This is a genomic window from Pseudomonas neuropathica (assembly GCF_015461835.1).
Lineage (GTDB): Bacteria > Pseudomonadota > Gammaproteobacteria > Pseudomonadales > Pseudomonadaceae > Aquipseudomonas > Aquipseudomonas neuropathica.
Genome location: NZ_JACOPX010000008.1, coordinates 308,505 through 330,557, shown reverse-complemented (window position 1 = coordinate 330,557; position 22,053 = coordinate 308,505). Strand labels below are relative to the sequence as shown.

Annotated in this window: 14 protein-coding genes; 6 read left to right on the top strand and 8 right to left on the bottom strand. The window is 61.1% G+C overall.

The genetic code is table 11. The annotated features are described in order from the left end of the window. Window positions 1-171 precede the first annotated feature (171 nt). From H8F23_RS14235 to pvdM, 5 genes are all read right to left on the bottom strand, one after another. On the bottom strand, window positions 172-2,652 hold the full coding sequence (locus H8F23_RS14235; RefSeq protein WP_194934782.1) for a TonB-dependent siderophore receptor: 2,481 nt from the start codon (window positions 2,650-2,652) through the stop codon (window positions 172-174). A gap of 114 nt (window positions 2,653-2,766) precedes the next feature. Next, window positions 2,767-4,416 carry a cyclic peptide export ABC transporter gene (locus H8F23_RS14230; protein WP_194934781.1) on the bottom strand — a complete coding sequence of 550 codons (1,650 nt, stop codon included), beginning with the start codon at window positions 4,414-4,416 and terminating at the stop codon, window positions 2,767-2,769. A gap of 109 nt (window positions 4,417-4,525) precedes the next feature. Beyond that, entirely contained in the window at window positions 4,526-5,413 is an 888-nt protein-coding gene (gene pvdO / locus H8F23_RS14225; protein ID WP_194934780.1) for a dihydropyoverdine dehydrogenase, read from the bottom strand. A 37-nt stretch (window positions 5,414-5,450) separates the two neighbouring features. Next, entirely contained in the window at window positions 5,451-6,737 is a 1,287-nt protein-coding gene (pvdN, locus tag H8F23_RS14220) for a pyoverdine-tailoring periplasmic protein PvdN (protein ID WP_194934779.1), read from the bottom strand. Beyond that, window positions 6,734-8,104, bottom strand: coding sequence for a pyoverdine-tailoring dipeptidase-like protein PvdM (gene pvdM, locus H8F23_RS14215; protein ID WP_194934778.1), 1,371 nt, complete (start codon window positions 8,102-8,104; stop codon window positions 6,734-6,736). The genes pvdN and pvdM overlap by 4 nt, the downstream gene beginning before the upstream one ends. Before the next feature lie 207 nt (window positions 8,105-8,311). Between pvdM and pvdP the strand changes: the two genes are divergently transcribed. Further along, window positions 8,312-9,937 carry a pyoverdine maturation tyrosinase PvdP gene (gene pvdP / locus H8F23_RS14210; RefSeq protein ID WP_194934777.1) on the top strand — a complete coding sequence of 542 codons (1,626 nt, stop codon included), beginning with the start codon at window positions 8,312-8,314 and terminating at the stop codon, window positions 9,935-9,937. Between the two features lie 180 nt (window positions 9,938-10,117). Here pvdP and H8F23_RS14205 read toward each other — a convergent pair whose 3' ends face one another. From H8F23_RS14205 to H8F23_RS14195, 3 genes are read right to left on the bottom strand one after another with little or no spacing between them, the layout of a single operon-like run. Continuing rightward, on the bottom strand, window positions 10,118-11,512 hold the full coding sequence (locus tag H8F23_RS14205; protein ID WP_194934776.1) for an efflux transporter outer membrane subunit: 1,395 nt from the start codon (window positions 11,510-11,512) through the stop codon (window positions 10,118-10,120). Between the two features lie 7 nt (window positions 11,513-11,519). After that, window positions 11,520-13,493, bottom strand: a complete 1,974-nt coding sequence (locus tag H8F23_RS14200) for a MacB family efflux pump subunit (protein ID WP_194934775.1) — start codon at window positions 13,491-13,493, stop codon at window positions 11,520-11,522. Beyond that, a complete protein-coding gene (locus H8F23_RS14195) occupies window positions 13,494-14,657 on the bottom strand; it encodes an efflux RND transporter periplasmic adaptor subunit (RefSeq protein WP_194934774.1) in 1,164 nt (387 codons plus the stop codon). A 322-nt stretch (window positions 14,658-14,979) separates the two neighbouring features. On the opposite strand from H8F23_RS14195, the gene H8F23_RS14190 reads away from it, so the two are divergent. The 5 genes from H8F23_RS14190 (at window position 14,980) to H8F23_RS14170 (ending at window position 21,920) form a co-directional block, all read left to right on the top strand. After that, a complete protein-coding gene (locus H8F23_RS14190) occupies window positions 14,980-15,462 on the top strand; it encodes a sigma-70 family RNA polymerase sigma factor (protein ID WP_267464098.1) in 483 nt (160 codons plus the stop codon). Window positions 15,463-15,593: 131 nt separating this feature from the next. After that, window positions 15,594-16,928 (top strand): lysine N(6)-hydroxylase/L-ornithine N(5)-oxygenase family protein, encoded by a 1,335-nt coding sequence (locus H8F23_RS14185; RefSeq protein ID WP_194934773.1) that lies wholly within the window; start codon window positions 15,594-15,596, stop codon window positions 16,926-16,928. A 593-nt stretch (window positions 16,929-17,521) separates the two neighbouring features. Next, window positions 17,522-20,221 carry a magnesium-translocating P-type ATPase gene (gene mgtA, locus H8F23_RS14180; protein ID WP_194934772.1) on the top strand — a complete coding sequence of 900 codons (2,700 nt, stop codon included), beginning with the start codon at window positions 17,522-17,524 and terminating at the stop codon, window positions 20,219-20,221. Window positions 20,222-20,356: 135 nt separating this feature from the next. After that, on the top strand, window positions 20,357-21,073 hold the full coding sequence (locus tag H8F23_RS14175; RefSeq protein WP_007913384.1) for an MgtC/SapB family protein: 717 nt from the start codon (window positions 20,357-20,359) through the stop codon (window positions 21,071-21,073). Window positions 21,074-21,386: 313 nt separating this feature from the next. Beyond that, entirely contained in the window at window positions 21,387-21,920 is a 534-nt protein-coding gene (locus H8F23_RS14170; RefSeq protein WP_194934771.1) for a fimbrial protein, read from the top strand. Window positions 21,921-22,053: the final 133 nt, after the last annotated feature.

The window sequence follows — 22,053 nt, the reverse complement described above, 5'->3', positions numbered from 1 at the left end:
CCCTTGCCTCTGGCTAACACTTCCCCTTGCCGGGTGTGTAGAGGACTTCCACCTCCAAGTCACCAGCGTGGCCACCACAGCCAAGCTGGTTGCGCTTGCGCGCAACGCGCCATGCCTGGCGCACCCAAAAAAAAACCCCGCCAAAGCGGGGCTCTCTCACAACACACCCAATCAGAAGTCAGCCTTGACCGACATCACGAAGTTACGCGGATCACCATAGAAGTTACCGAACCCTTCGGTACCAATGGTCGAGTAGTAACGCTTGTCAAACAGGTTGTTCCCGTTAAGCGCCACCGACCAAGTGTCATCGATACGGTAGCCAATGCGACCGTTCCAGACCGCATAACCGGCACCGTCAATGTTGTCACCGCCCAAAGGCGAAGTGCGGTAGTTGCCCGTCTGCGCGTTGACACCCGCACCGATCGTCACGCGATCCAGCGGCCCGCTCAGGCTGTAGTCACCCCAGACACGCAGCAAATGGCGCGGCACGTAGGAGTTGTAGACCACGCCATCCTGCGTGGCGTCGGCATCTTCCAGCACCTTGGTCTGGGTGTAGGTGTAACCGGCGAGCAATTGCAGGCGATCAATCACCTCACCGCTGACTTCAGCTTCGAAGCCCTGCGCGCGAACCTTGCCGGAGTTGATCGAGCAAGAACTGTCTTCGCAGCGCGGGTCATCCTGGGCGGCATCTTTCTGGATGGTGCGGAACAGGTTGAAGGAGCTGTTCAGACGACCGTCGAACCACTCACCCTTGATCCCCAGCTCGTAGCTCTGGCCAACCAGTGGCTTGAGGGTGCTGCCATCGATGGTCTTGTAAGCGCCTTGCGGGGTGAAGATGTCGGTGTAGCTGGCGTAGGCGGTCAGGTTGTCGTTGAGGTCGAACAGCACACCGGCGAACGGCGTGACCTGGCCGGTTTCGGTGGACTTGGTGTCGACCTGGGTACCTTCGCCACGGAAGTACTGCACCGAATCGGTGTCGGACTTGTACCAGCTGACACGGCTGCCCAGTACCAGGGTCAGCGGATCAGCCAGTTTCAGGCGGGCGATGGAGTAAGCGCCGTATTGTTTGATGTGCATGTCCACCGGGCCGCCACGGGAGGCGTTGGCCAGGTAGTAGCTTTCGTCCGGTTGCGGGATGTGGTGGTTGGGGTCGAGCACGTTCTGCCGTTGGGGCAGGGCGGCGACGGCGTAGAAGTCATCCTTGTGCGAGCGGCTGGCGTTGGCGCCGATGGTCAGCTCGTGTTGCTGACCGAAGGCGTCGAATTTGCCGTCGACATAGGCATCGAAGCCGTAGTCGCGCTGGTCGTAGTCGTAAATACTGCCCAGCATCAGGGTGTTGGTGGCGGTGGCACCGACCGGCACGGCGCCGCTCGGGAAGGCGTATTCCATGTCCTGGGTGTTGCGCGAGTACACCCCGGCGACCTTCAGCGACCAGTCGTCGTTGAACTGGTGTTTCAGGTCGGCGAAGTAGGTGGCGCGTTTGCTGCGCTGGTTGTTCCACGCGGTGTTCAGGCAGGTGGAGCGCTTGAGGTGCAGGTCGGAGCCGTCGGCGTAACGCGGCAGACCGCCCCAGCATGGCGTGGCGTCGACGTCTTCCCAGGCGAAACCCAGCCCCAGGGTGGTGTCGGGGCTGAGGTCGAAGTCCAGGGCGCCGTAGTAGATCTGGTCCTTGCGGCTGGCCACGTCATAGAAATATTGACGGGTCTGTTCGGTGACCACGGCGCGACCACGGATGGTGCCGGAATCGTTGAGCGGGCCGCCGGTATCGACCTGGCCACGATAGTTGTCCCAGGTGCCTGCCGACAATGAGAGCTGCGTGTGCGCAGTGTCCTGGCCGCGTTTGCGTACGAAGTTGACGCCACCGGCGGTACCGCCTGCGCCTTTCATCATGCCGGCTGCGCCACGCAGAACTTCCACGCGGTCATAAATGGCCATGTCGCTGTTGAAGCTGTCGGCCTGCACGTAGCTGCTGCCGATATCCAGCGGCACGCCGTCGTACTGGTATTGGCCAGTCATACGGAAACCACGGGAGTAGAAATACTTGCCGCCCATGGGCGAGTCATACACGGTGATGCCCGGGGTCTTCTCCATCACCTGTTCGATGGTGTTGAGGTTCTGGTCATCGAGCATCTTGCGGGTCATCACCGTGACCGACTGCGGGGTTTCCTTCAGCGAGTGCACGCCCTTGCCAATGGTCACGCCGCCGGTGGTGTAGGAGTTGCTGCCCTCAGTGGTGGCGCCCAAGCGGCTGGCATTGACGTTGGTCGGGGCCAGTTCCATCGCGCTGCCGGTGGCCGGGCCGAGCACGGTCACGGTGTTGCCGTCACGCTGGTAGCGGATGCCGGTACCGTTGAGCATCGCCTTGAGCGATTCATCATCCTGGTAGCGGCCGTTGAGCGCGCTGGAGCGCAGACCTTGCAGGTTTTCCGGGCTGTAGATGATTTGCAGACTGGTCTGCTGGCCGAGGGTTTGCAGCGCCTGCGCCAGTGGCTGCGACGGGATGTTCAGGGTCCATTCCTGGGCCTGGACATACGGGGCTGCCGTGAGTGTCAGTGCCAGACCAAGGCCGGTGCCGGCCAGTCGAGTGCGTGTCGCGCCGTGCATCAGCAGGGCTCGAGTCAGAGGGCGAAGCATGAAACGGGATGCGGACATGAGGTTAAGACCTTGGCAGGTATAGTTGTTAATGGTTCTTATTCATCTCATTAAGACGAGGAAGCCGCGGCAAACCGGAAAATTATTTTTCCGGCCTGGCCGCGGCCTCGTCGATCAAGCGGTTTGCAGTTCGCTTCTGACCTTGCCGGCCTCCATGCGCACCAGTTGATCGGCGACGTCGAAGTAACGGTCATCGTGGGAAATGACGATGATGGTCTTGCCCAGACGTTTGAGGTCAGGCAGCAACTCGGTGTAGAAAATCCGCCGGAACGTCGGGTCCTGATCGGCCGCCCATTCATCGAACACCAACACCGGCCGCTCTTCGAGCCAGGCGTTGACCAGGGCCAGGCGCTTGCGCTGACCGGTGGACAAATCGGTGGTGCTGAACGCGCCGTCGCGCACGCTGACCTTGTGCGCAATCTCCAGGCGTTCGAGGTAGCGGGTCGCGTCCTGCGGGACTTCGCGGTCGCCCTGAATCAGATCGTCGAACAGGTAGTAGTCGGCAAAAATCGTGGTGAAATTCTGCCGGTAGTCATCGCGGTTGAGCGCGGTGATCGGTTGATCGTTGACGCGGATTTCGCCTTCGGTTGGCGCGTACAAGCCCAGCAGCAGTTTGATCAGCGTGGTCTTGCCGCAACCGTTTTCACCGACGATAAACACGATGTCGCCCTGTTCGATGCGCAGGTTGACCGGCCCCAGACGGAACGGTTCGCTGCCTTCCACGGGTGGGAAGGCGTAACGCACGTTGTGCAGTTCCAGGCTGTTGACCGCACCGGGTTTCTTGCCTTGGTCTTCCAGCAGCAGATGCGGTTCGGGCGAGGAGAATTGCTCGCTCAGTTCGGCGATGCGGCGGAAGGCAATCTGCGCACGGCTGATGATCGGCAAGGTGCTGACCAGGTGCTCCAGCGGCCCCTTCATGTACAGCAGCACCAGGACGAATCCGCTCATCACCGCTTTGTCGCCGCTGGGCCAGAAGGATTGCAGGGCCAGGGCCATGCCGATGACCACGAAGAACAGCATCGAGCCGAAGGACTTGGCGATCACAAAAGTGTTGATGGATTTGATCTGGGTGTCGCAGATCTTCTCGGCGGTTTTCTGAATACCGGCGACAAACATGCGCTGGCGACGCGGACGGTGAATGCGCAGTTCCTTGGCGCCCTCGGCAATCGCGTTGTAGTGCTTTTGCAGTTCATCCTCAGAGTCGCGTGCAGCGTAGAAACCGCGCATGCCCTTGGCCCGGGCAATCGCCTGAATGGTCGTACCGATCGCAATCGCCACCAGCATCATCAGGAACATCGGCCAGGACAGCAGCGCCAGATAGCCGAGGCAGCCGAGAGTGACAGTCATGGAAATCGCCAGCGGGGCAAAGGCGAAGGCGAAGTCGCTGATGGTGTCGACGTCGTGGGTCAGCACCGGGATCAACCGATGGCTGCGGTAGCGTTCGATCTGGTCGATCGGCGCCGACAGGACCTTCTCCCCCAGCTCTTTGCGCAATTTGGCGATGATGTGCTGGCCGACGTAGTTGGTGCCGATGTCGGACAAAATCGTCGTCAACAAGGCCAACGCACAGAGGCCAGCGAAGATCATTACCACGGTGCGAGTCAGGCCGTCGTCGGAATGCAGGGCGTTGTTGATGGTCGCCAGCAGCACGGTGACGCTCAGGCCGCCGATCATGCCGAGCACGATGGACACAGAGACGATCAGGCGGAAGGGCTTGAGCAAGGCGAACAATTCGTTGATCGCCCCACGCGTAGGCTTGGTCATGGAGGATTCCTGCTTCGGTGCGGAGGGAGTGCCGGTACTTAAGGAAAACGAATGGTCACGGACTTTCTTTAAACGACCGCAGGCGGGGCTGCGGTCGTGGCGGGCAGGATCAGAGGTCGCGCACTACGCGAAACCCGAGCCAGTCGCCTTTGCTGGTCGGCCAGCTGCTGTTGCGGTTGCCGGAGCGCGAGAACACCGGCGCCTCGCCCCAATCGTTACCGCGCATGACCTGACGCTCGCAGTTTTCCTGGGTCCACGGGCGACCGTCGTTGGGTACGCCAGAGTAGTCCTTGTGATAACAGTCGGCGGTCCATTCGTAGACGTTGCCGTGGGCGTCGTAAACGCCGAAGGCATTGGCCGGGAAGGTGCCGGCAGGGGAGGTGAAGTTGTAGCCGTCGGCGGCGCCATAGGTGTTGGCGTGTTTGGAGATCTGGTAGTTGTTGCCTTCATCGAACGGGAAAGGGAAGGGCCCGGTGCTGCCGCCGCGTGCGGCGTACTCGCGGATCGATTCGCTTTGCAGGCGATAGGCATGACCGGTTTTTTTCGACAACCAATCGATGTACCCCTGGGCTTCGGCGACGTTCATGCACACGGCCGGGTCGCGGGCGGTCTGTTTGAATTCCGGTTTGCCTGCGGTGCAGCGGCGACCCGGGCGATCATCGAAGTCGTAAGGCTTGTTGCCGGTTTCGCGCACATACGCGTCCCACTCGCCGACCAGCACCTGAAAGCGGCTGATGGCGAAGGGTTTGCTGAAGGTCACTGCGTGGCGCGGACCTTCGTCCGGTTCGCGGCCGACTTCGTCATCCGGAGTGCCCATGGTGAAGGTGCCGGTCGGCAGCACGACCATTTCCGGGCAGTCTTTGCAGTCCTTGAACACTTTGCCCGGCGCCGGCGCTGTCGCCGCTTGAGCTGCACCGGGCAACAGGCCGGCGCACAGCGCGGTCAGGGCCAGCGCGGGCAAGGCCTTGAAGGTGAAACAGGCGTGAGGCTTTTTCATGAGTCGTCTCTGTGAAAGGAAAACGGGAGGCGAAGGATCAGGCGCGCAGTTTTTTGCCGAGGATGGCTATGAAACGGTCCACTTCGGCTTCGTTGTTTAGCAGGCCGGGCGCGGTGCGAATCACCGGGCCGACATCACGGCTGACCGCATCGCAGATCACCCGGTTTTGCATCAGGTAGGCGGCGACTGCATCACTGTCCTGACCCTTGACCCGGAAGAACGTGAAACCGGCGGAAAACTGCGGATCGAGCGGGGTCACCAGTTCGATGTTCGCGTGTTCGCGCAGGCGCTGCTTCAGGTAGCTGTTGAGCTGATGAATGCGCGCCTGAACGTCAGCCTTGCCCAGTTGCAGGTGCAACTTGAACGCTTCGTCCACCGCCCAGCGATGCTCGAAAGCGTGATAACCGCCCGGGGTCATGATCGTGGCGAAAGAGGTGGCTTCGGAGAACGTCGGCACGCTCGGGCTGACGTATTTCAGCTCTTCGCTGCGGCTGCACACGATGCCGGTGCCGCGCGGGCCGAACATCCACTTGTGGGTGCCGGCGATAAAGAAGTCGCAGTTCATCTGCGGGAAACTCAGGTCGTCGACACCGAAACCGTGCACGCCGTCGACCACGTAAATCAGCCGATCCTTGTCGTCGCGTTGACGGTTGTGTTCATCGACCAGCCGCGAGATAGCGCTGATCGGCAATTTCACACCACTGCCCGAATGCACCCAGGTCATGCCGAGTACGCGGGTCTCAGGGCGAATGTTGCGGTTGATGGTGTCGAGCACCTGATCCAGGGAAATGCTTTGCGGGTTGTCGAACAGCCTGAGTTTACGCACCCGCGTGCCATCGCGGCGGCTGCGGAAATCGAGGATGTTGCGGGTGGAATAGTGCTCGTGTTCGGTGGTGAGGATTTCCTGATCCGCGCGCACTTGCACGCTGCCGTAAATCATCGCCAGGCCTTCGGTGGTGCTGCCGGTGAGGGCGATCTGGCCGGGCCTGGCTTGCAGGTATTGGCCGGCCCAGACTCGCACGTTCTGCTGCAATTGTTCGTTGCTGCCCAGGTCCCAATCCATCGCCAGTCCCGGATTGCGGTCGAGCGTCGCACGATGGCGTTCGATGGCTTCGCGCACGGGTTTTGGGTGGGAGGTGATCAGGAAGTTGGCGAAGTGGATCGCCTGCGGGTCCTGATCGAACAACTGGCGCAATTGCGTCCATTTGTTCGCAGAAGCCACTGGCGAAGTCGTGGCCATTGCCGGCGCCGCGAGGCTGGCGCCGAATGGCAGGGCAGCCGCCATCACACCGGCCTGTTTCAGAAAAGTCCGGCGGTCAGTCATGGCTTGGCAGTGTCCTGACGGGAAATCAGTGCCGGTTTTGCGGCTTTTTGCACCTGATCCCAGACGCGCATGAAGTTGCCGCCCCACAGCTTGGCGATGTCCGCTTCGGAGTAGCCGCGCTGGATCAGTTCGGCGGTGACGTTGCGGATTTCGCCAACGTTTTCCCAACCCTTGATGCCGCCGCCGTCGTTGAAGTCGGACGAGATGCCAACATGGTCGATACCGATTTTGCGCACGGTGTAATCGATGGCGTCGCCGAGATCCTTGAGGGTGGCTTTCGGCTCTTCTTCAAGGATGCCGTAGAGGCCGCTGGCGTACTGACCGAGTTTCTGTTCCGACCAGGCCGTGATGATCGGATCGCCCGGCATCAGCGCCATGGCCAGGTTTGGCAGTGGCGGCAGATCGAAGCGTGCGCGCAGGGCATTGAGTTTGTCCTGCGTGCCCTGAGTCAGCGGTTTGAGGTACTGCGAGAAACCAACCACCTGGACCACGCCGCCGCTGTTCTTGATCAGCTGCAGTTCCTTGTCGCTGAGGTTGCGCGGAATATCCACCGCCGCACGCGGCGCCGAGTGCGAGGCCACCAACGGTGTGCGGCTCAGCTGTGCAACCTGTTCCAGGCCTTTGGTCGACATCTGCGAAACGTCGATGATCACGCCCAGGTCGTTCAAGCGCTGTACGGCTTGCTTGCCGATATCGGAGAGACCGTCGAGGGCGTCCGGCGAGTCATTGAAGAACGGCAGCGGGCGCGAGGAGTCCGCCCAGCTGTTGTTGCCGATGTAGCTGAAGCCGAACATGCGCATGCCGCGCCCGGCCCACAGGTCCAGTTTGCTCAGGTCGTTGCCCAGCGGATAGGCGTTGAGCATGCTGATGAAAATTGCAAACTTGCCTTCGCCATGCAGGCGGCGGAAATCATCCGGGGTGTAGGCGATGCCGACCTGATTGGGGAAGTCGCGGACCATGCCGGTGATGATCTTGTAACGGACTTCCTGTTGGTTGCGGGCTTCTTCGACAAAACCTTCGGTGGGGCGATGCGGAGCGTTCGGGCCGTTCCACATTTCCGGCCAGCCGAACACCGTCAGCGCAGCGCCCGACAAGCGCCCGCGATTGGCCTTGATCAGGTCGAACTGGCCGGAGCCGTCCTTGTCGGCTTCGTTGCCGTGGGCACCGAAACTCAGCGGTACGGTGATGTGGCTGTCGAAGGAGAGAATGCGATCCTGGAACTCGGTCGCCTGTTTCATCACTTTTACCGGGTAGCCAGGGTTGTCCCGAAACCAGTAATCCCAAGCCAGAAACCCTGCGCCGGCGCTGATCGCCAAGGCCAGCGGCAGGCCGATAAATAGAGCCTTTTTCGAACGCGGTTTTGTCATTGCCATCTCATTCAGGTTCGCCGTCGAGGTGCAGGCGCAGGGGCCTTTGCTATCTGGGAAGAACGAGTGGCCGGGCGGGTAATTTAGTCGCGCGCAGGAAAAGCGCTGACGGCGCGCAGCGATCTTTTGCCGGGGCCGTAAATTTCCCCGGCGAGCAAACGTTCTAGCTTGGATAAAGCCTGCTTCATGGCTGACACAGGTAGGGCAATGACGATCTCTCGACGCTGGTTCATGGCGGGCATGGCACTCACGGGCGCCGCGCTGCCTGCCGCTTTTTATGCACATCGTGAGCTGACCCGCGAGGAGTTTCCGATCACCCCGGGCGAGGCCACGGTCGATCTGGCTGATACGGCTGGTCAACAGTTGGCGGACAACCTGCGCGGCGTCTGGGATATCCGTTTCAGTGGATCTGTGGCCGGGCTTGATGGCTTGCCACGCGACGGCCTCGAGTTGTTTCTCGACATTGCCCACCGGGGGCGCGGTTTGCGCGGGTTTCTCGATACCGGTGCCAACCTGCGCTCTGAAGCGCCTGCGCGTTACCAAGTGATCGGCGATCTGGCACCAGGCAACGGCGCCGAAATGTACTGGCGTCTGCTGCGCACCGATGCGCCGCACGCGCCGCCGGTCTACGAATTCAAAGTCAAACTCGACGAAGTCTGGGCGGCGTTCGGCAATGCCGGCAGCGGCACGTTCACCGGACAAGTGTTGCGCCTGGACCGGCCCCTGGCGCTGCCCGAACTGGACAATCATTTCATCGCCATCAAGCGGCGTTTTCCCGAAGCCCGCGAGCGCACCGGTTTGAACCCGACGCTGTTGGCGTGGCTGGTGGCGCCGGAACATCGCCTGTTCCACCAGCTCTGGCACGCCAGCCGCGACAAGTGGCACAAGCTCTCGGAGAAAAAACGCGACGCCCTGCGCGGTATTGGCTGGCAACCCGGCCCCCGTGACAAGGAGCGCGATGCCCGTGGGCCCAGCAAGGATCGTAACGGCTCTGGCATCGATTTTTTCTTCATGCACCGGCACATGCTAGGCAAGGCCCGTTCGATGCAGGATCTGCCGTCATGGCAGGCCTTCCCGATGCCGCAGCCGGAGCTGGAACGCGACCGCCAGGGCTTCGCCCGCTACTTCGACAATCACGACGGCGATGCACTGCCACCGACGTGGCTGACCGAAGGTGATGACGAATACACCAAGTGGGTCAGCGATATCAAAGCGGCCGAGACCTATCACAGCAATTTCCAGGTCTGGGAATCGCAGTACCGCGACCCGCGCTACTTGGCGAAACTCAGCCTCGGCCAGTTCGGCTCGGAAGTCGAACTGGGCCTGCACGACTGGTTGCACATGCGCTGGGCGTCGGTGGCGCGGGATCCGTCCAACGACATTCCGGTGCCGATGGCGCGCGATCAGGCGGATTTTGCCGCGCGTTGGTATGCCCCGGAAAACGACTTTCTCGGCGACCCGTTTTCCTCCCATGTGAACCCGGTGTTCTGGCGTTTCCACGGCTGGATCGATGATCGCATCGAAGACTGGTTCCGCGCCCACGAGCGTTTTCATCCGGGCGAGGTCAGCCGGCTGGAGGTCAACGGCGTGCCGTGGTTTGCGCCGGGGCGCTGGGTTGAGGTCGATGACCCGTGGCTGGGGCCGGACACCCATGGCTGCAGCACCGTGCCGGGGTTGCAGATCGGACGCTCGGTGGAGATGGATCCTGAGACGATGAAGCTGGCGTTGCGCATCACCTTTGGCGATGAAGACAACATGGCCGACCTGTTCCGCAAAGTGCCGCAGCGACCGTGGTACGCGCGGCATCTGAAAGTGAAAGGGCGGCAACTCTGAGCGCAAAAAAATCGCAGCCCGGTGCTGCGATTTTTTTTGCCCCGAGAATTCAATCAGTCACGACACGATCCCCGTGTAGGAGCTGCCGAAGGCTGCGATCTTTTGATCTTGACTCTTAAAAGCAAGATCAAAAGATCGCAGCCTCGTTGCACTCGCCAGCTCCTGCAGGAGATGTTGCTGTCAGATAACCTGCCAACCCCCGCCCAGCGCCTTGTACAGAGCAATGCTGGCCTGCAGTCGCGACAAGCGCAATTGCACATTCATATCCTGCGCCGCATACAAGGTGCGCTGGGTTTGCAGCACCGTCAGCAAGTCTTCGGCACCGGCCTGATAACGGCTCTGGGCGATGTCGAACGCGGTCTGCGCCTGGCTCAGTTCTTCGCTTTGCCACTGGCGTTGTTCATCGAGGCCGCGAATGCTGCTCAGGGCTTTTTCCACGTCGGCAAAGCCATTGATGATCGCCCCTCGATAGGTTTCCAGCAGTTCGTCCTGACGCGCGTTGGCCTTGTCACGCTCGGCGCTCAGGCGACCGTTGTTGAAGATTGGCGCGGTCAAGCCGGAAGACAGATTGTAGAACGTTGTGCGCATCAGGTCCGCCGCCAGATCGGCGCCGGTGCCGAGGCTGGCGGTCAGGGTGATTTTCGGCAGCATGGCGGCGCGGGCCACGCTGACGTCAGCCTGTGCCGCTGCCAGTTTGGCTTCGGCGCTGGCGATGTCCGGGCGCCGGCTCAGCAGATCGCTGGGCACGCCACTGGCGATGTTCGGCCATTGCAACTGTTCGAACGACTGTTGCGGTGCGGACAATGCCTGCACCGGTTGGCCGAGCAGGGCGGCGAGGGTGATCAAGGCTTCGCGGGCCTGTTGCTGCACCAGCGGCAGTTTGCGCTGTTGTTCGGCGACCAGGCTTTTTTGCTGGGCCAGTTCCAGTGCGGTGGCGCTGCCGGCGTCGAAACGGGTTTGCACCAGGTGCAGGACGTTCTGCGCGTTGGCCAGATTGAGCTCGGCAATGCGTGCCTGTTCGCGCAACGCCAAGGTTTGGGTGTAGCTGCTGGCCACGCCGCTTTGCAGGGTCAGTTCGACGGTGGCGCGGTCGAATTCGCTGGCCTGTACGCCGAACACGGCGCTGTCGCGGGCCGCGCGTTTGCCGCCCCAGAAGTCGATTTCGTAACTGGCGCTCAGCTCGGCGTCGTAATAATCCAGCGAGCGATTATCCGGGCTGACATCGAGTTGGCTGTAGCCTTTGCCGTGCAACAGTTTCTGCCGATTGGCATTGAGACCGGCCTTGATTTCGGGGAGCAGCGGGGCGCCGGCAATCGTCGCGCTGGCCTGGGCTTGCCTGACCCGCGCAACAGCGGCGCCGAGGTCATGGCTGCCCAGTCGCGCCTGTTCGACCAGTCGATCCAGCTCGGGGCTGCCGAACTGCGTCCACCACTGGCGGTTGTTCTGCACGGCGCCGGGATGGTCCGGTGATTGCCAGGCGGCCGGTGGCTGCACACCGCTGTCGGGGCGTGGCGCAGGGCTGTTGCAGGCTGCCAGCAACAGGCTGGCGGCAAGGATGGTCAGTGGCGCTTTCATAGGTCGATCATTCACTGGTAAGGGCCGTGACCGGGTCGAGCCGGGCAGCCTTGCGGGCAGGCATGAAGCCGAAGAGGACGCCGGTGGCCAGCGCGCAGGCGAACGCACCGATCACGGCCAGCCATTGAAACGCGATCGCCACGCCGCTGAACAACAGCACGCCGCCGACCAGCATCGCCAGGCTGATGCCGGCAATGCCGCCGACCACCGAGAGCATCACCGCTTCAGTGAGGAACTGGCGCAGGATGTCGCGCTGTCGTGCACCCGTGGCCATGCGGATACCGATTTCCCGGGTGCGTTCGCGCACGGTCATGAGCATGATGTTCATCACGCCGATACCGCCGACCAGCAAAGAGATTGCAGCAATGGCGCCGAGCATCAGCGACAGCGTGCCTTGCGTGCGTGCTTCGGCCTGAATCATTGCGGCGTTGTTGGTCAGTTCGAAATCCTTCTTGCCGTTGTGGCGCCGCAGCATCGCCTGTTCGATCGCCTGCTCGGCGTCTTTGACCTTGCGTGCGTCCTTGGCGGCGATCACCACGTATTCCGGATTACGGCTGCCGAACAGGCGCGTGCTGGCCGCCGAGTAGGGCACGGCGATGCGGTTGTCGCTGTCGGAATCGCCGGAGCTCGAGCCCTTTTCCGCCAGAACACCGAGCACTTGAAACGGTACGTTTTCGATCAGGATGTATTGGCCGATCGGGTCGGCGACATCCTTGAGCAGCTTGTCGCGCACCTTGGTGCCGATCACCGCCACGGCGGCGGCGCTGTCTTCATCGGCCTGGGTGAAGTAGCTGCCCTGAACCACTGGCCAGTTGAAAATGCTTGGAAAATTGGTGTCGTTGCCACCGACGTAACTGCTGTGGTCGGCATTGCCGAAACGCACGCCGGCGGTCGAGCCGTTGACCGGCATGATCCGCTCGACTTGGGGCAGGGCAGCCAGTTCGGCGACGTCGTCGAGGGTGATGATGCCCGGTGGCGTGCGCGGATTGGGTGCGGCGCCGCTGAGGTAAATGATGTTGGAGCCGAAGGCGCCCATTTGCGCCATCACCTGGCGTTTGCTGCCTTCGCCCACCGCGAGCATCACCACCACCGAGGCCACGCCGATGACGATCCCGAGCAGGGTCAGCGCGGTGCGAAAACGATTGATCCACATGACCCGCCACGCCGCTTGCACGGCGTCGACCAGTTCACCTTTCCAGGCGCCGGTCTGGGTGCTGCCGCTGCTCAGGCGCTGGCGCAGATCCACCGCTTGCAGGGCGCCGGGATTGGCGCTGCGCGGTGGGGCTGACGGCTGTTCGGCGGTGTCGCTGATGATCAGGCCGTCACGGATTTCGATGATGCGCTTGGCTCGTTGTGCGACTTCGCGGTCGTGGGTGATGAGAATCACCACATGGCCCTGACCGGCGAGCTCGTCGAGCAGGGTCATGACCTCGGCGCCGCTGTGGCTGTCGAGGGCGCCGGTGGGTTCGTCGGCGAGGATGATGTGGCCGCCGTTCATCAGCGCCCGGGCAATCGACACCCGTTGTTGCTGACCACCGGAAAGCTGATGCGGACGGTTGCCGGTGCGGCTGCCCAGGCCGAGCCGCTCCAGCAAGGCACTGGCGCGGGCGTGGCGTTCGGCGGCCGGGGTGCCGGCGTAGATAGCCGGCATTTCGACGTTTTCCTGGGCGGAACCGGACGGAATCAGGTGATAACCCTGGAACACAAAACCGAACGCTTCGCGGCGCAGCCAGGCCAGCTCATCGGTGTCGAGTCGGGCGACGTCTTCTCCGGCGAAGCGGTATTCGCCGCTGGTAGGGCGGTCGAGGCAGCCGAGGATATTCATCAATGTCGACTTGCCGGAGCCGGACGCCCCGACGATGGCGACGAACTCACCGGCATGAATCGACAGATCAATGCCGCGTAATACTTCCACCAGCGGGCTGTCATTGCCGCCATAGGATTTGCGGATCTGCCGCAGGTCAATCAGAGGGGTTTGCATTCAGCCTCCGCTGCCGGTGGCCGGCGCGCTGAGGATGTGATCGCCTTCGGCCAGGCCTTCAAGCACTTGGGTGCGCAAGCGGTCGCTGATGCCGGTGCGCACTTCGCGGGACTGGATTTCGCCATTGGCGGCGACGATCTGCGCCCGTTGCCATTGTGGGCGTGAGCCGGGTTGCAGGGCGGCGCTGGGCACGGTGAGGGTGTCTTGCGCCTGTTGCGCCACAAAGAACACCTGCGCAGTCATGTCGGTCATCAGGCTGTTGTCGGCGTTGTCGACGTCGAGCAACACGGTGTAGAGCACCACGCGTTCGCTGCCGCTGCGACCGCTGGTGGGGCTGCCACCCTGATTCTGTTCGAGCGGGCGCGGCGGCACCGGCAGAATTTGCCGGACGGTGCTGCTCCAGCGCCGACTGCCGCCGCTGAGCGTGGTGAAGTAGGCGGTCATGCCGGGTTTGACGTGGCCGATGTCCGCTTCGGAAACCTCGGCCCACACGGTCATCGGTGAGAGCCGGGCGATGCGCAGAATCAGCGGGGTTTGCTGTTGCGCATTGAGCGTCTGGCCTTCGCGGGCGCCGACGGCCACGACGGTGCCGCTCATCGGTGCATAAATGCGTGTGTAGCCGAGCTCCGCTTCATCACTGCGCAGGCTGGCCTGAGCCTGACGGATCTGCGCCTGGAACATGTCGATGCGTGCCTGGGTCGCGCGGACTTCGGCGCGGGCGGTCTGCACGTCTTCCTCACGGGTGGCGCCACCGGCGGCGAGTTTCTGCTGGCGTTGGTATTTCTGCTGCGCGAGGTCGTGCTGGGCGCGTTGCTCCTGCAACTGCGCCTTGAGGTTTTCGATGGAAAACCGCCCGGCATCCAGTTTGGCCTTTTGCGTGGACGGATCGATCTCTACCAGTAACTGGCCTTCCTTGACCGTGTCGCCAGCCTCGACATGAATCTTCTGGATCTGCCCGGACGCCTGCGCACCGACGTCCACATAACGGCGTGGCTGCAGCGTGCCCAGTGCGGTCACGCTGTTTTCGATACTGCTGCGGGTCACCTGCACCGTGGCGAGGGCGTCGCGCCCGGGCGGCAGGACTTGCCACGCGGCAACGGCGATCACGGGAATCAGGCAAAGGGCGGCGAACAGAGCGCGTCGGGCGGGGCGGGGACGTTTCATGCAGGGTTCCGGCCAGTGGAATCGGCCCGTCATTCGGCCAGTACACAGGCGTGCAGAGGCGCTGAACGCTGTCGCATGGCACGACAGATACGGGGAGCTGTCCTGTAAACGATGAATGCACAAGGGAATTTAAGCGCCGTACACATCAAGTAACAGGTAGCCAGACGCGACTATTTGGGGCGGATGTGGAAACAGCGCTTTAAATCTATATGAGAATTACTATAAATTACGCACCTCACGTTGCCACTATCTTGCTACTGCGTTTGCGGCGGCTGGATCAGTGTGCTCAAGGACAGGAACTGCATCGATGCGGTCGGGAGTCATGTTGGAAAACTACTATCGCGAGCTGGTGTGTTTCCTTAACGCCAAGCTGGGTAACCGTCAGGTGGCCGAAGATGTGGTGCATGACGCTTATGTGCGGGTACTGGAGCGTTCCAGCGACACACCGATCGAACAACCGCGGGCCTTTCTTTATCGCACGGCATTGAACCTGGTCATCGATGATCATCGGCGCAACGCCTTGCGCCAGGTCGAATCGCTCGATGTGCTGGACAGCGAAGAGCGCTATTTCACCCCGTCGCCCCACGGCACCCTCGACCACGGTCAACGTCTGGAGATGCTTCAGCGCGCGTTGGCCGAGTTGCCGCCGCGCTGCCGGGAAAGTTTTCTGCTGCGCAAGATCGAAGGTCTGTCCCACCCGGAAATTGCCGAGCACCTCGGGATTTCCAAGGCGTTGGTGGAAAAGCACATCGTCAACGCCATGAAACATTGCCGCATGCGCATCAAACAATGGGATGCCCATTGATCCTTCCTCGTTAAATTTCCTTTCATCGTCCTCGTTCCTACTCAACAGACGACCTGCTGACCTGATTCAGGCCGGTCAGGCCACCCAGGCTTTATCCCCGCGTTGAGGGGTTCATCCAGAGGACACTGGAAATGACACAGGCAATTGCATCGCCCATCGTTCACGACCTGATCGGCGTCGGTTTCGGCCCTTCGAACCTGGCGCTGGCCATCGCTCTGCAAGAGCGCGGCCCGACCCAGGGTGAACTGGATGTGCTGTTCCTCGACAAGCAGGCCAACTACAGCTGGCACGGCAACACCTTGTCGACGCAGAGCGAGCTGCAGATTTCCTTCCTCAAGGATCTGGTGACCCTGCGCAATCCGACCAGCCCGTACTCGTTCGTCAATTACCTCAAGTACCACGGTCGTCTGGTCGACTTCATCAACCTCGGCACCTTCTATCCGTGTCGCATGGAGTACAACGACTACCTGCGCTGGGTCGCCGGGCAGTTCACCGGGCAGAGTCGCTACGGCGAAGAAGTGCTGACCATCGAGCCCGTGCTGCACAACCACCAGGTTGAAGCGCTGCGGGTAATTTCCCGCGATAGCCAGGGCCTGCAACATGTACGCACCACCCGTTCGGTGGTGGTCAGCGCCGGTGGCACACCGCGTATTCCGGAGGCGTTCAAAGCGCTGAAGGGCGATAGCCGCGTGTTCCACCACTCGCAATACCTCTCGCAAATGGCCAAGCAGCCGTGCGTGAACAATCAGCCGATGAGCATCGCGATCATCGGTGGTGGGCAGAGTGCGGCGGAAGCCTTTATCGATCTGAACGATTCGTTCCCGTCGGTGCAGGTCGACATGATCCTGCGCGGCTCGGCCTTGAAGCCTGCTGACGACAGCCCGTTCGTCAACGAAGTGTTCTCGCCGGAGTTCACTGATCTGGTGTTCCAGCAGAACAGCGTCGAGCGTGAGCGTCTGGTCAACGAGTACCACAACACCAACTATTCGGTGGTCGACATCGACCTGATCGAGCGCATCTACGGCATCTTCTATCGGCAGAAAGTCTCGGGTGTTGCCCGCCACGCGTTCCGTACCCTGACCACCATCGAGAAAGCCACCGCCACCGAAAACGGTATCGAACTGGCCGTGCGCAACAACGCCACCGGCGAAGTCACTGTACGCAATTACGACGCGGTTGTTCTGGCCACCGGTTACGAGCGGCAGATGCATCGCAAACTGCTGGCGCCGCTGGAAGAATACCTGGGCGACTTCGAGGTTGATCGCAATTACAAACTGATCACCGACGAACGCTGCCAGGCCGGCATCTACATGCAGGGCTTCTGCCAGGCCAGCCATGGTCTGAGCGATACGCTGCTGTCGGTGCTGCCGATTCGTGCGGACGAGATTGCCGGCTCGCTGTATGACCATGGCAAGAACCGTGGGCATCGGTCGATGGCGGATCTGCTGTTGGCGACTGCCAGCTGATTTTTTAGCGCCTCACATATCGCTTTCGCGAGCAAGCTCGCTCCCACAGGGGATTTTCAGTGAACACAGATTTTGTGTCAGATGAAGATCCAATGTGGGAGCGAGCTTGCTCGCGAAGGGGCCATCAAAAGCGCCACACATTCTGTTCCTGAACCCTTCCTGAACATCCCCCACATTCCCCGACACACTGCCTTTTGCGGGTTTACTCTCCAGACATCGGGGCGTAAGCTTCGCGCGTTTTCATCAATAGCGGAGACCCACAGTGGGTACTTGTTCGAGTGACAGTTGTCGGCCGGTCTCGGTAACCGGCAGATTCTCGGCAAGATAACGCGCAGCCTTTCTCTGCCGTTGTCTCGCCGTAACAGCGAGCAGCGGCATCCCGTGCATGACCCGTCCTGGGCCATGTCTGGACGTTCCTTCTCTTCGACGCTGAACAGAGCGTGATTTCGACTGCACAGTCGTGATCGCAGCCCTATCGACACGCCTGTCGTTTCTGACCGGCGCGCCAGGCCTTGCCGTGCCGGTTGTACCGGTGGACGAGGCGCGGCCGTACCTGCTTGACGGTTTCCCGGCTGACCATAGGGGCAACAGCCATGAAACTTACGCTCAAGGAATTCTTCGCAGGTTTTCTGCGGACCCGCCACATCGCCCGGCACTTCCGTCGCCTGGCGCTGCTGGAATCGATCAACGACACCACGGTCAGCCGTGAGGTCCCGCCCACGCTGGCCAACACGTTGGTCGATGCCGCGCATTGCGACAGCGGCGTATTGCTGTCGTCACTCGGCACTCATTCCGATGGCCTCACCGATTTCGAAGTCGATGCGCTGCGTGCGCAATACGGCCTCAACGAAGTCGAACACGAGCAGCCGCTGCCATGGTGGATTCACCTGTGGCACTGCTACAAAAACCCGTTCAACTTGCTGCTGACGTTGTTGGCGGTGATCTCGTGGCTGACCGAAGACCTCAAGGCCGCCGTGGTGATTTTTTCCATGGTGGTGCTGTCGACGCTGCTGCGTTTCTGGCAGGAAAGCAAATCCAACCAGGCCGCCGATGCGCTGAAAGCCATGGTCAGCAACACCGCCACGGTGATGCGCCGTGACGCGCCGCGCAGCGAATTGCCGATCAAACAACTGGTGCCGGGCGATCTGATCGTGCTCTCGGCCGGCGACATGATTCCCGCTGATTGCCGGGTGCTCAGCGCCAAGGATCTGTTCGTCAGCCAAGCCGCAATGACCGGCGAATCGATGCCGGTGGAGAAATTTCCACGGCAGGCTGATCGCGACACGCGCAATCCGCTGGAGCTGGACAACATCCTGTTCATGGGCACCAACGTCGTCTCCGGCACGGCGGTGGCGGTGATACTCACCACGGGCAACAGCACCTATTTCGGTGCGCTGGCCCAGCGAGTTGGCGCAACCGATCGCGCGGTGACTTCGTTCCAGCAAGGCGTCAACAAAGTCAGCTGGCTGTTGATCCGTTTCATGTTCGTCATGGCGCCGCTGGTGCTGTTCATCAACGGTTTCACCAAGGGTGACTGGACCGAAGCACTGTTGTTCGCGCTGTCGATTGCCGTCGGTCTGACCCCGGAAATGCTGCCGATGATCGTCACCTCGACGCTGGCCAAAGGCGCGGTGTTCCTGTCGCGTAAAAAAGTCATCGTCAAACGCCTCGATGCGATCCAGAACTTCGGCGCCATGGACGTGCTGTGCACCGACAAGACTGGCACGCTGACCCAGGACAAAATCTTCCTCGCGCGCAATGTCGACGTCTGGGGCGAAGACTCTGACGACGTGCTGGAAATGGCCTATCTGAACAGCTACTACCAGACCGGCCTGAAAAACCTGCTCGATGTCGCGGTGCTGGAGCACGTGGAAATCCACCGTGAACTGAAAGTCGGCACGACGTTTCGCAAGGTCGATGAGATCCCGTTCGACTTCAATCGCCGACGCATGTCAGTGGTGGTCGAAGGACGTGGCCAGCCACATCAGTTGATCTGCAAGGGTGCCGTGGAAGAAGTCCTGGCGGTGTGCAGCCGCGTGCGTCACGGCGACGTCGATGAAGCCTTGAGCGATGAATTGCTGACCCGGATTCGTCAGGTCACCGCAGCATTCAACGCTGAAGGCTTGCGCGTGGTGGCGGTGGCCGCCCGCTCGATGCCTGAAGGTCGCGAGATTTACAGCCTGGCCGATGAACAGGAACTGACACTGATCGGTTACGTGGCGTTCCTCGATCCACCGAAGGAAAGCACTGCACCAGCGCTCAAAGCCTTGGCCGAACATGGCGTGGCGGTGAAAGTGCTGACCGGCGACAACGAACTGGTGACCGCGAAAATCTGCCGCGAAGTCGGCCTCGCGCAACAAGGCTTGCTGCTGGGCAACGACGTCGAGCGCATGAGCGATGCCGAACTGGCGGTTGCCGTAGAGACCACCAACGTCTTCGCCAAACTGACACCGTCGCACAAGGAGCGCATCGTGCGCGTCCTCAAAGGCAACGGTCACGTGGTCGGCTTCATGGGTGACGGCATCAACGATGCGCCCGCGCTGCGCACCGCCGATATCGGTATTTCCGTGGACAGCGCGGTGGACATCGCCAAGGAAGCGGCCGACATCATCCTCCTGGAAAAGAGCCTGATGGTGCTGGAGGAGGGCGTGCTCGAAGGGCGGCGCACCTTCGCCAACATGCTCAAGTACATCAAGATGACCGCCAGCTCCAACTTCGGCAACGTGTTCTCGGTGCTGGTCGCCAGTGCGTTCATTCCGTTCCTGCCGATGCTGCCGATGCACCTGCTGGTGCAGAACCTGCTCTACGACATTTCGCAGATCGCCATTCCGTTCGATAACGTCGATGAGGAAATGCTGAAGAAACCACAACGCTGGCAGCCGGGTGACGTCGGGCGCTTCATGCTGTTCTTCGGCCCGATCAGTTCGATCTTTGACATCACCACGTTCGCCTTGATGTGGTACGTATTCGATGCCAATACCCCGGATCACCAGACCCTGTTTCAGTCCGGCTGGTTCGTGGTCGGGTTGCTGACCCAGACGCTGATCGTGCACATGATCCGCACGCCGAAGATTCCGTTCCTGCAAAGCCGCGCCGCCATGCCGCTGCTGGTGATGACCGGAATCATCATGGCGGTCGGCATCTTCCTCCCGATGGGGCCGCTGGCGCACTACTTCAAATTGCAGGCGCTGCCATCGATGTATTTCGTGTTCCTGCCGGTGATCCTGCTGGCGTACATGGCGCTGACCCAGGCAGTGAAAGGTTTTTACATCCGCCGGTTCGGCTGGCAATAACCGCAGGATTGCTCTCCCCTGTAGGAGCTACCGCAGGCTGCGATCTTTTGATCTTGTCTTTTAAAAACAAAATCAAAAGATCGCAGCCTGCGGCAGCTCCTACAGGGGGATTTGTGTGTATTCAGGGAAATTACTATGCAAGCCATCAACAACCTCAACCTCGATTCGCTGCTCGACACCCTCGTCAGCCTCAGTGCCGCCTTCATCCTCGGTGGCCTGATCGGTTTCGAACGTCAGTACCGGCAACGCACCGCCGGCCTGCGCACCAACGTGCTGGTCGCGGTCGGCGCGGCGATATTCGTCGACATGGCCAACCGTCTCGCCGGTGCCGAAGGCGCGGTGCGCGTGGTCGCCTACGTGGTGTCCGGCATCGGTTTTCTCGGCGCCGGGGTGATCATGCGCGAAGAGGGCAATGTGCGCGGCCTCAATACCGCCGCGACCCTGTGGACCTCCGCAGCGGTGGGCGCCTGCGCCGGTGCCGACCTGCTCGCCGAAGCCGTGCTCGGCACATTGTTCATCCTCGCCGCCAACACCCTGCTGCGGCCGATCGTCAATAACATCAACCGCCAGCCACTGGACGTGGTCTCGGCGGAAGTCACCAACATCGTCTACGTCATCGCCCGACGCTCACAGCAAACCGCCGTGTTCGCCTTGCTTGAAGCCGAGCTTGAGCGCAGCAACTACCCGGCCAGTGATGTTGATGTGCATGCGTTTGGCGCCGATGAAATCGAGATTGAAGCGACGCTGGCGACAACCTCGGTCGATGGTGATGAACTCGACGCACTGGTTGCGCGGATTTCCACATCGGCGCTGGTGGTGCAGGCGTTCTGGAGTCCGAGTACCACGGAATGATCATTCTCGGTTGCTGAGAATTGTCCTACAAGGCAGCAAGAAAGAACTTACATTTTCACCCTTGGGTCTCGATCACTATTTGTTCCGGAGCAGAGATGCCCGGCGTTCTGATTACTTGTTACGGATTTACGGCTGTGCAACGGATACCTGGAAAGTTCGGCAAGGAATGGCCGGATATATGGGGGGGACCATTGGTTGCAGAGTCCGTGATGAAGTTTGTTCGCTAAGACCAACAAACCTATTGCCGTTCATGAGTGATTTGGGAAGCCAGGCCGCTGGGCCGAATAAATAACTATCCCAAGAGATGTAAAAAATGAAAAAGATCGTCGCTGTTACCGCCGCTACCGTTGTCATGGGTCTCGCTTCTTTCGCTAACGCTGCGACGCCAGCATCCGGCAACCCCGGCACCGTTCGCTTCATCGGTGAAATCGTTTCCGGCGCCTGCGGTATCGACGCCAGTTCGCTGGACCAGACCGTTTCCCTGGGGCAGGTGCCATCGAACCAGTTCAAGGCGATCGGTGATCGTTCGACGCCGACCAAGTTCGACATCATCCTGACCGAGTGCGACACCACCACCCAGAAGAACGCGCGCTTCACCTTCAGTGGTGTCCAGGATCCGGCCGTTCCCGGCCTGTTTGCCACCACCGGTCTGGCGCAGAACGTCGGCATCCGCCTGCAGGCCAGCGCCGGCGAAATGCTCGACAACGGTACTGAGCAGGTTGCCCCGGTTGTGCTGCAAGACGGCAACAACACTGTGACGTTTGCTGCCATGTATGAAGCCACCGCCGCGACCGTCACCACTGGTGAAGCGGACAGCGTCGCTAACTTCACCGTGGCCTACAACTGATACCCGCGTATCGCCAGGTGTAAGAAAAAGGGGTGAAAACCCCTTTTTTCTTTTCCGTCAAAGTTCTGATAAAGGCTATTTCCCGTGTACGGCCGAAAACTTTTCGTGTCTTGCGTGTTGATCTCCTGTGCGC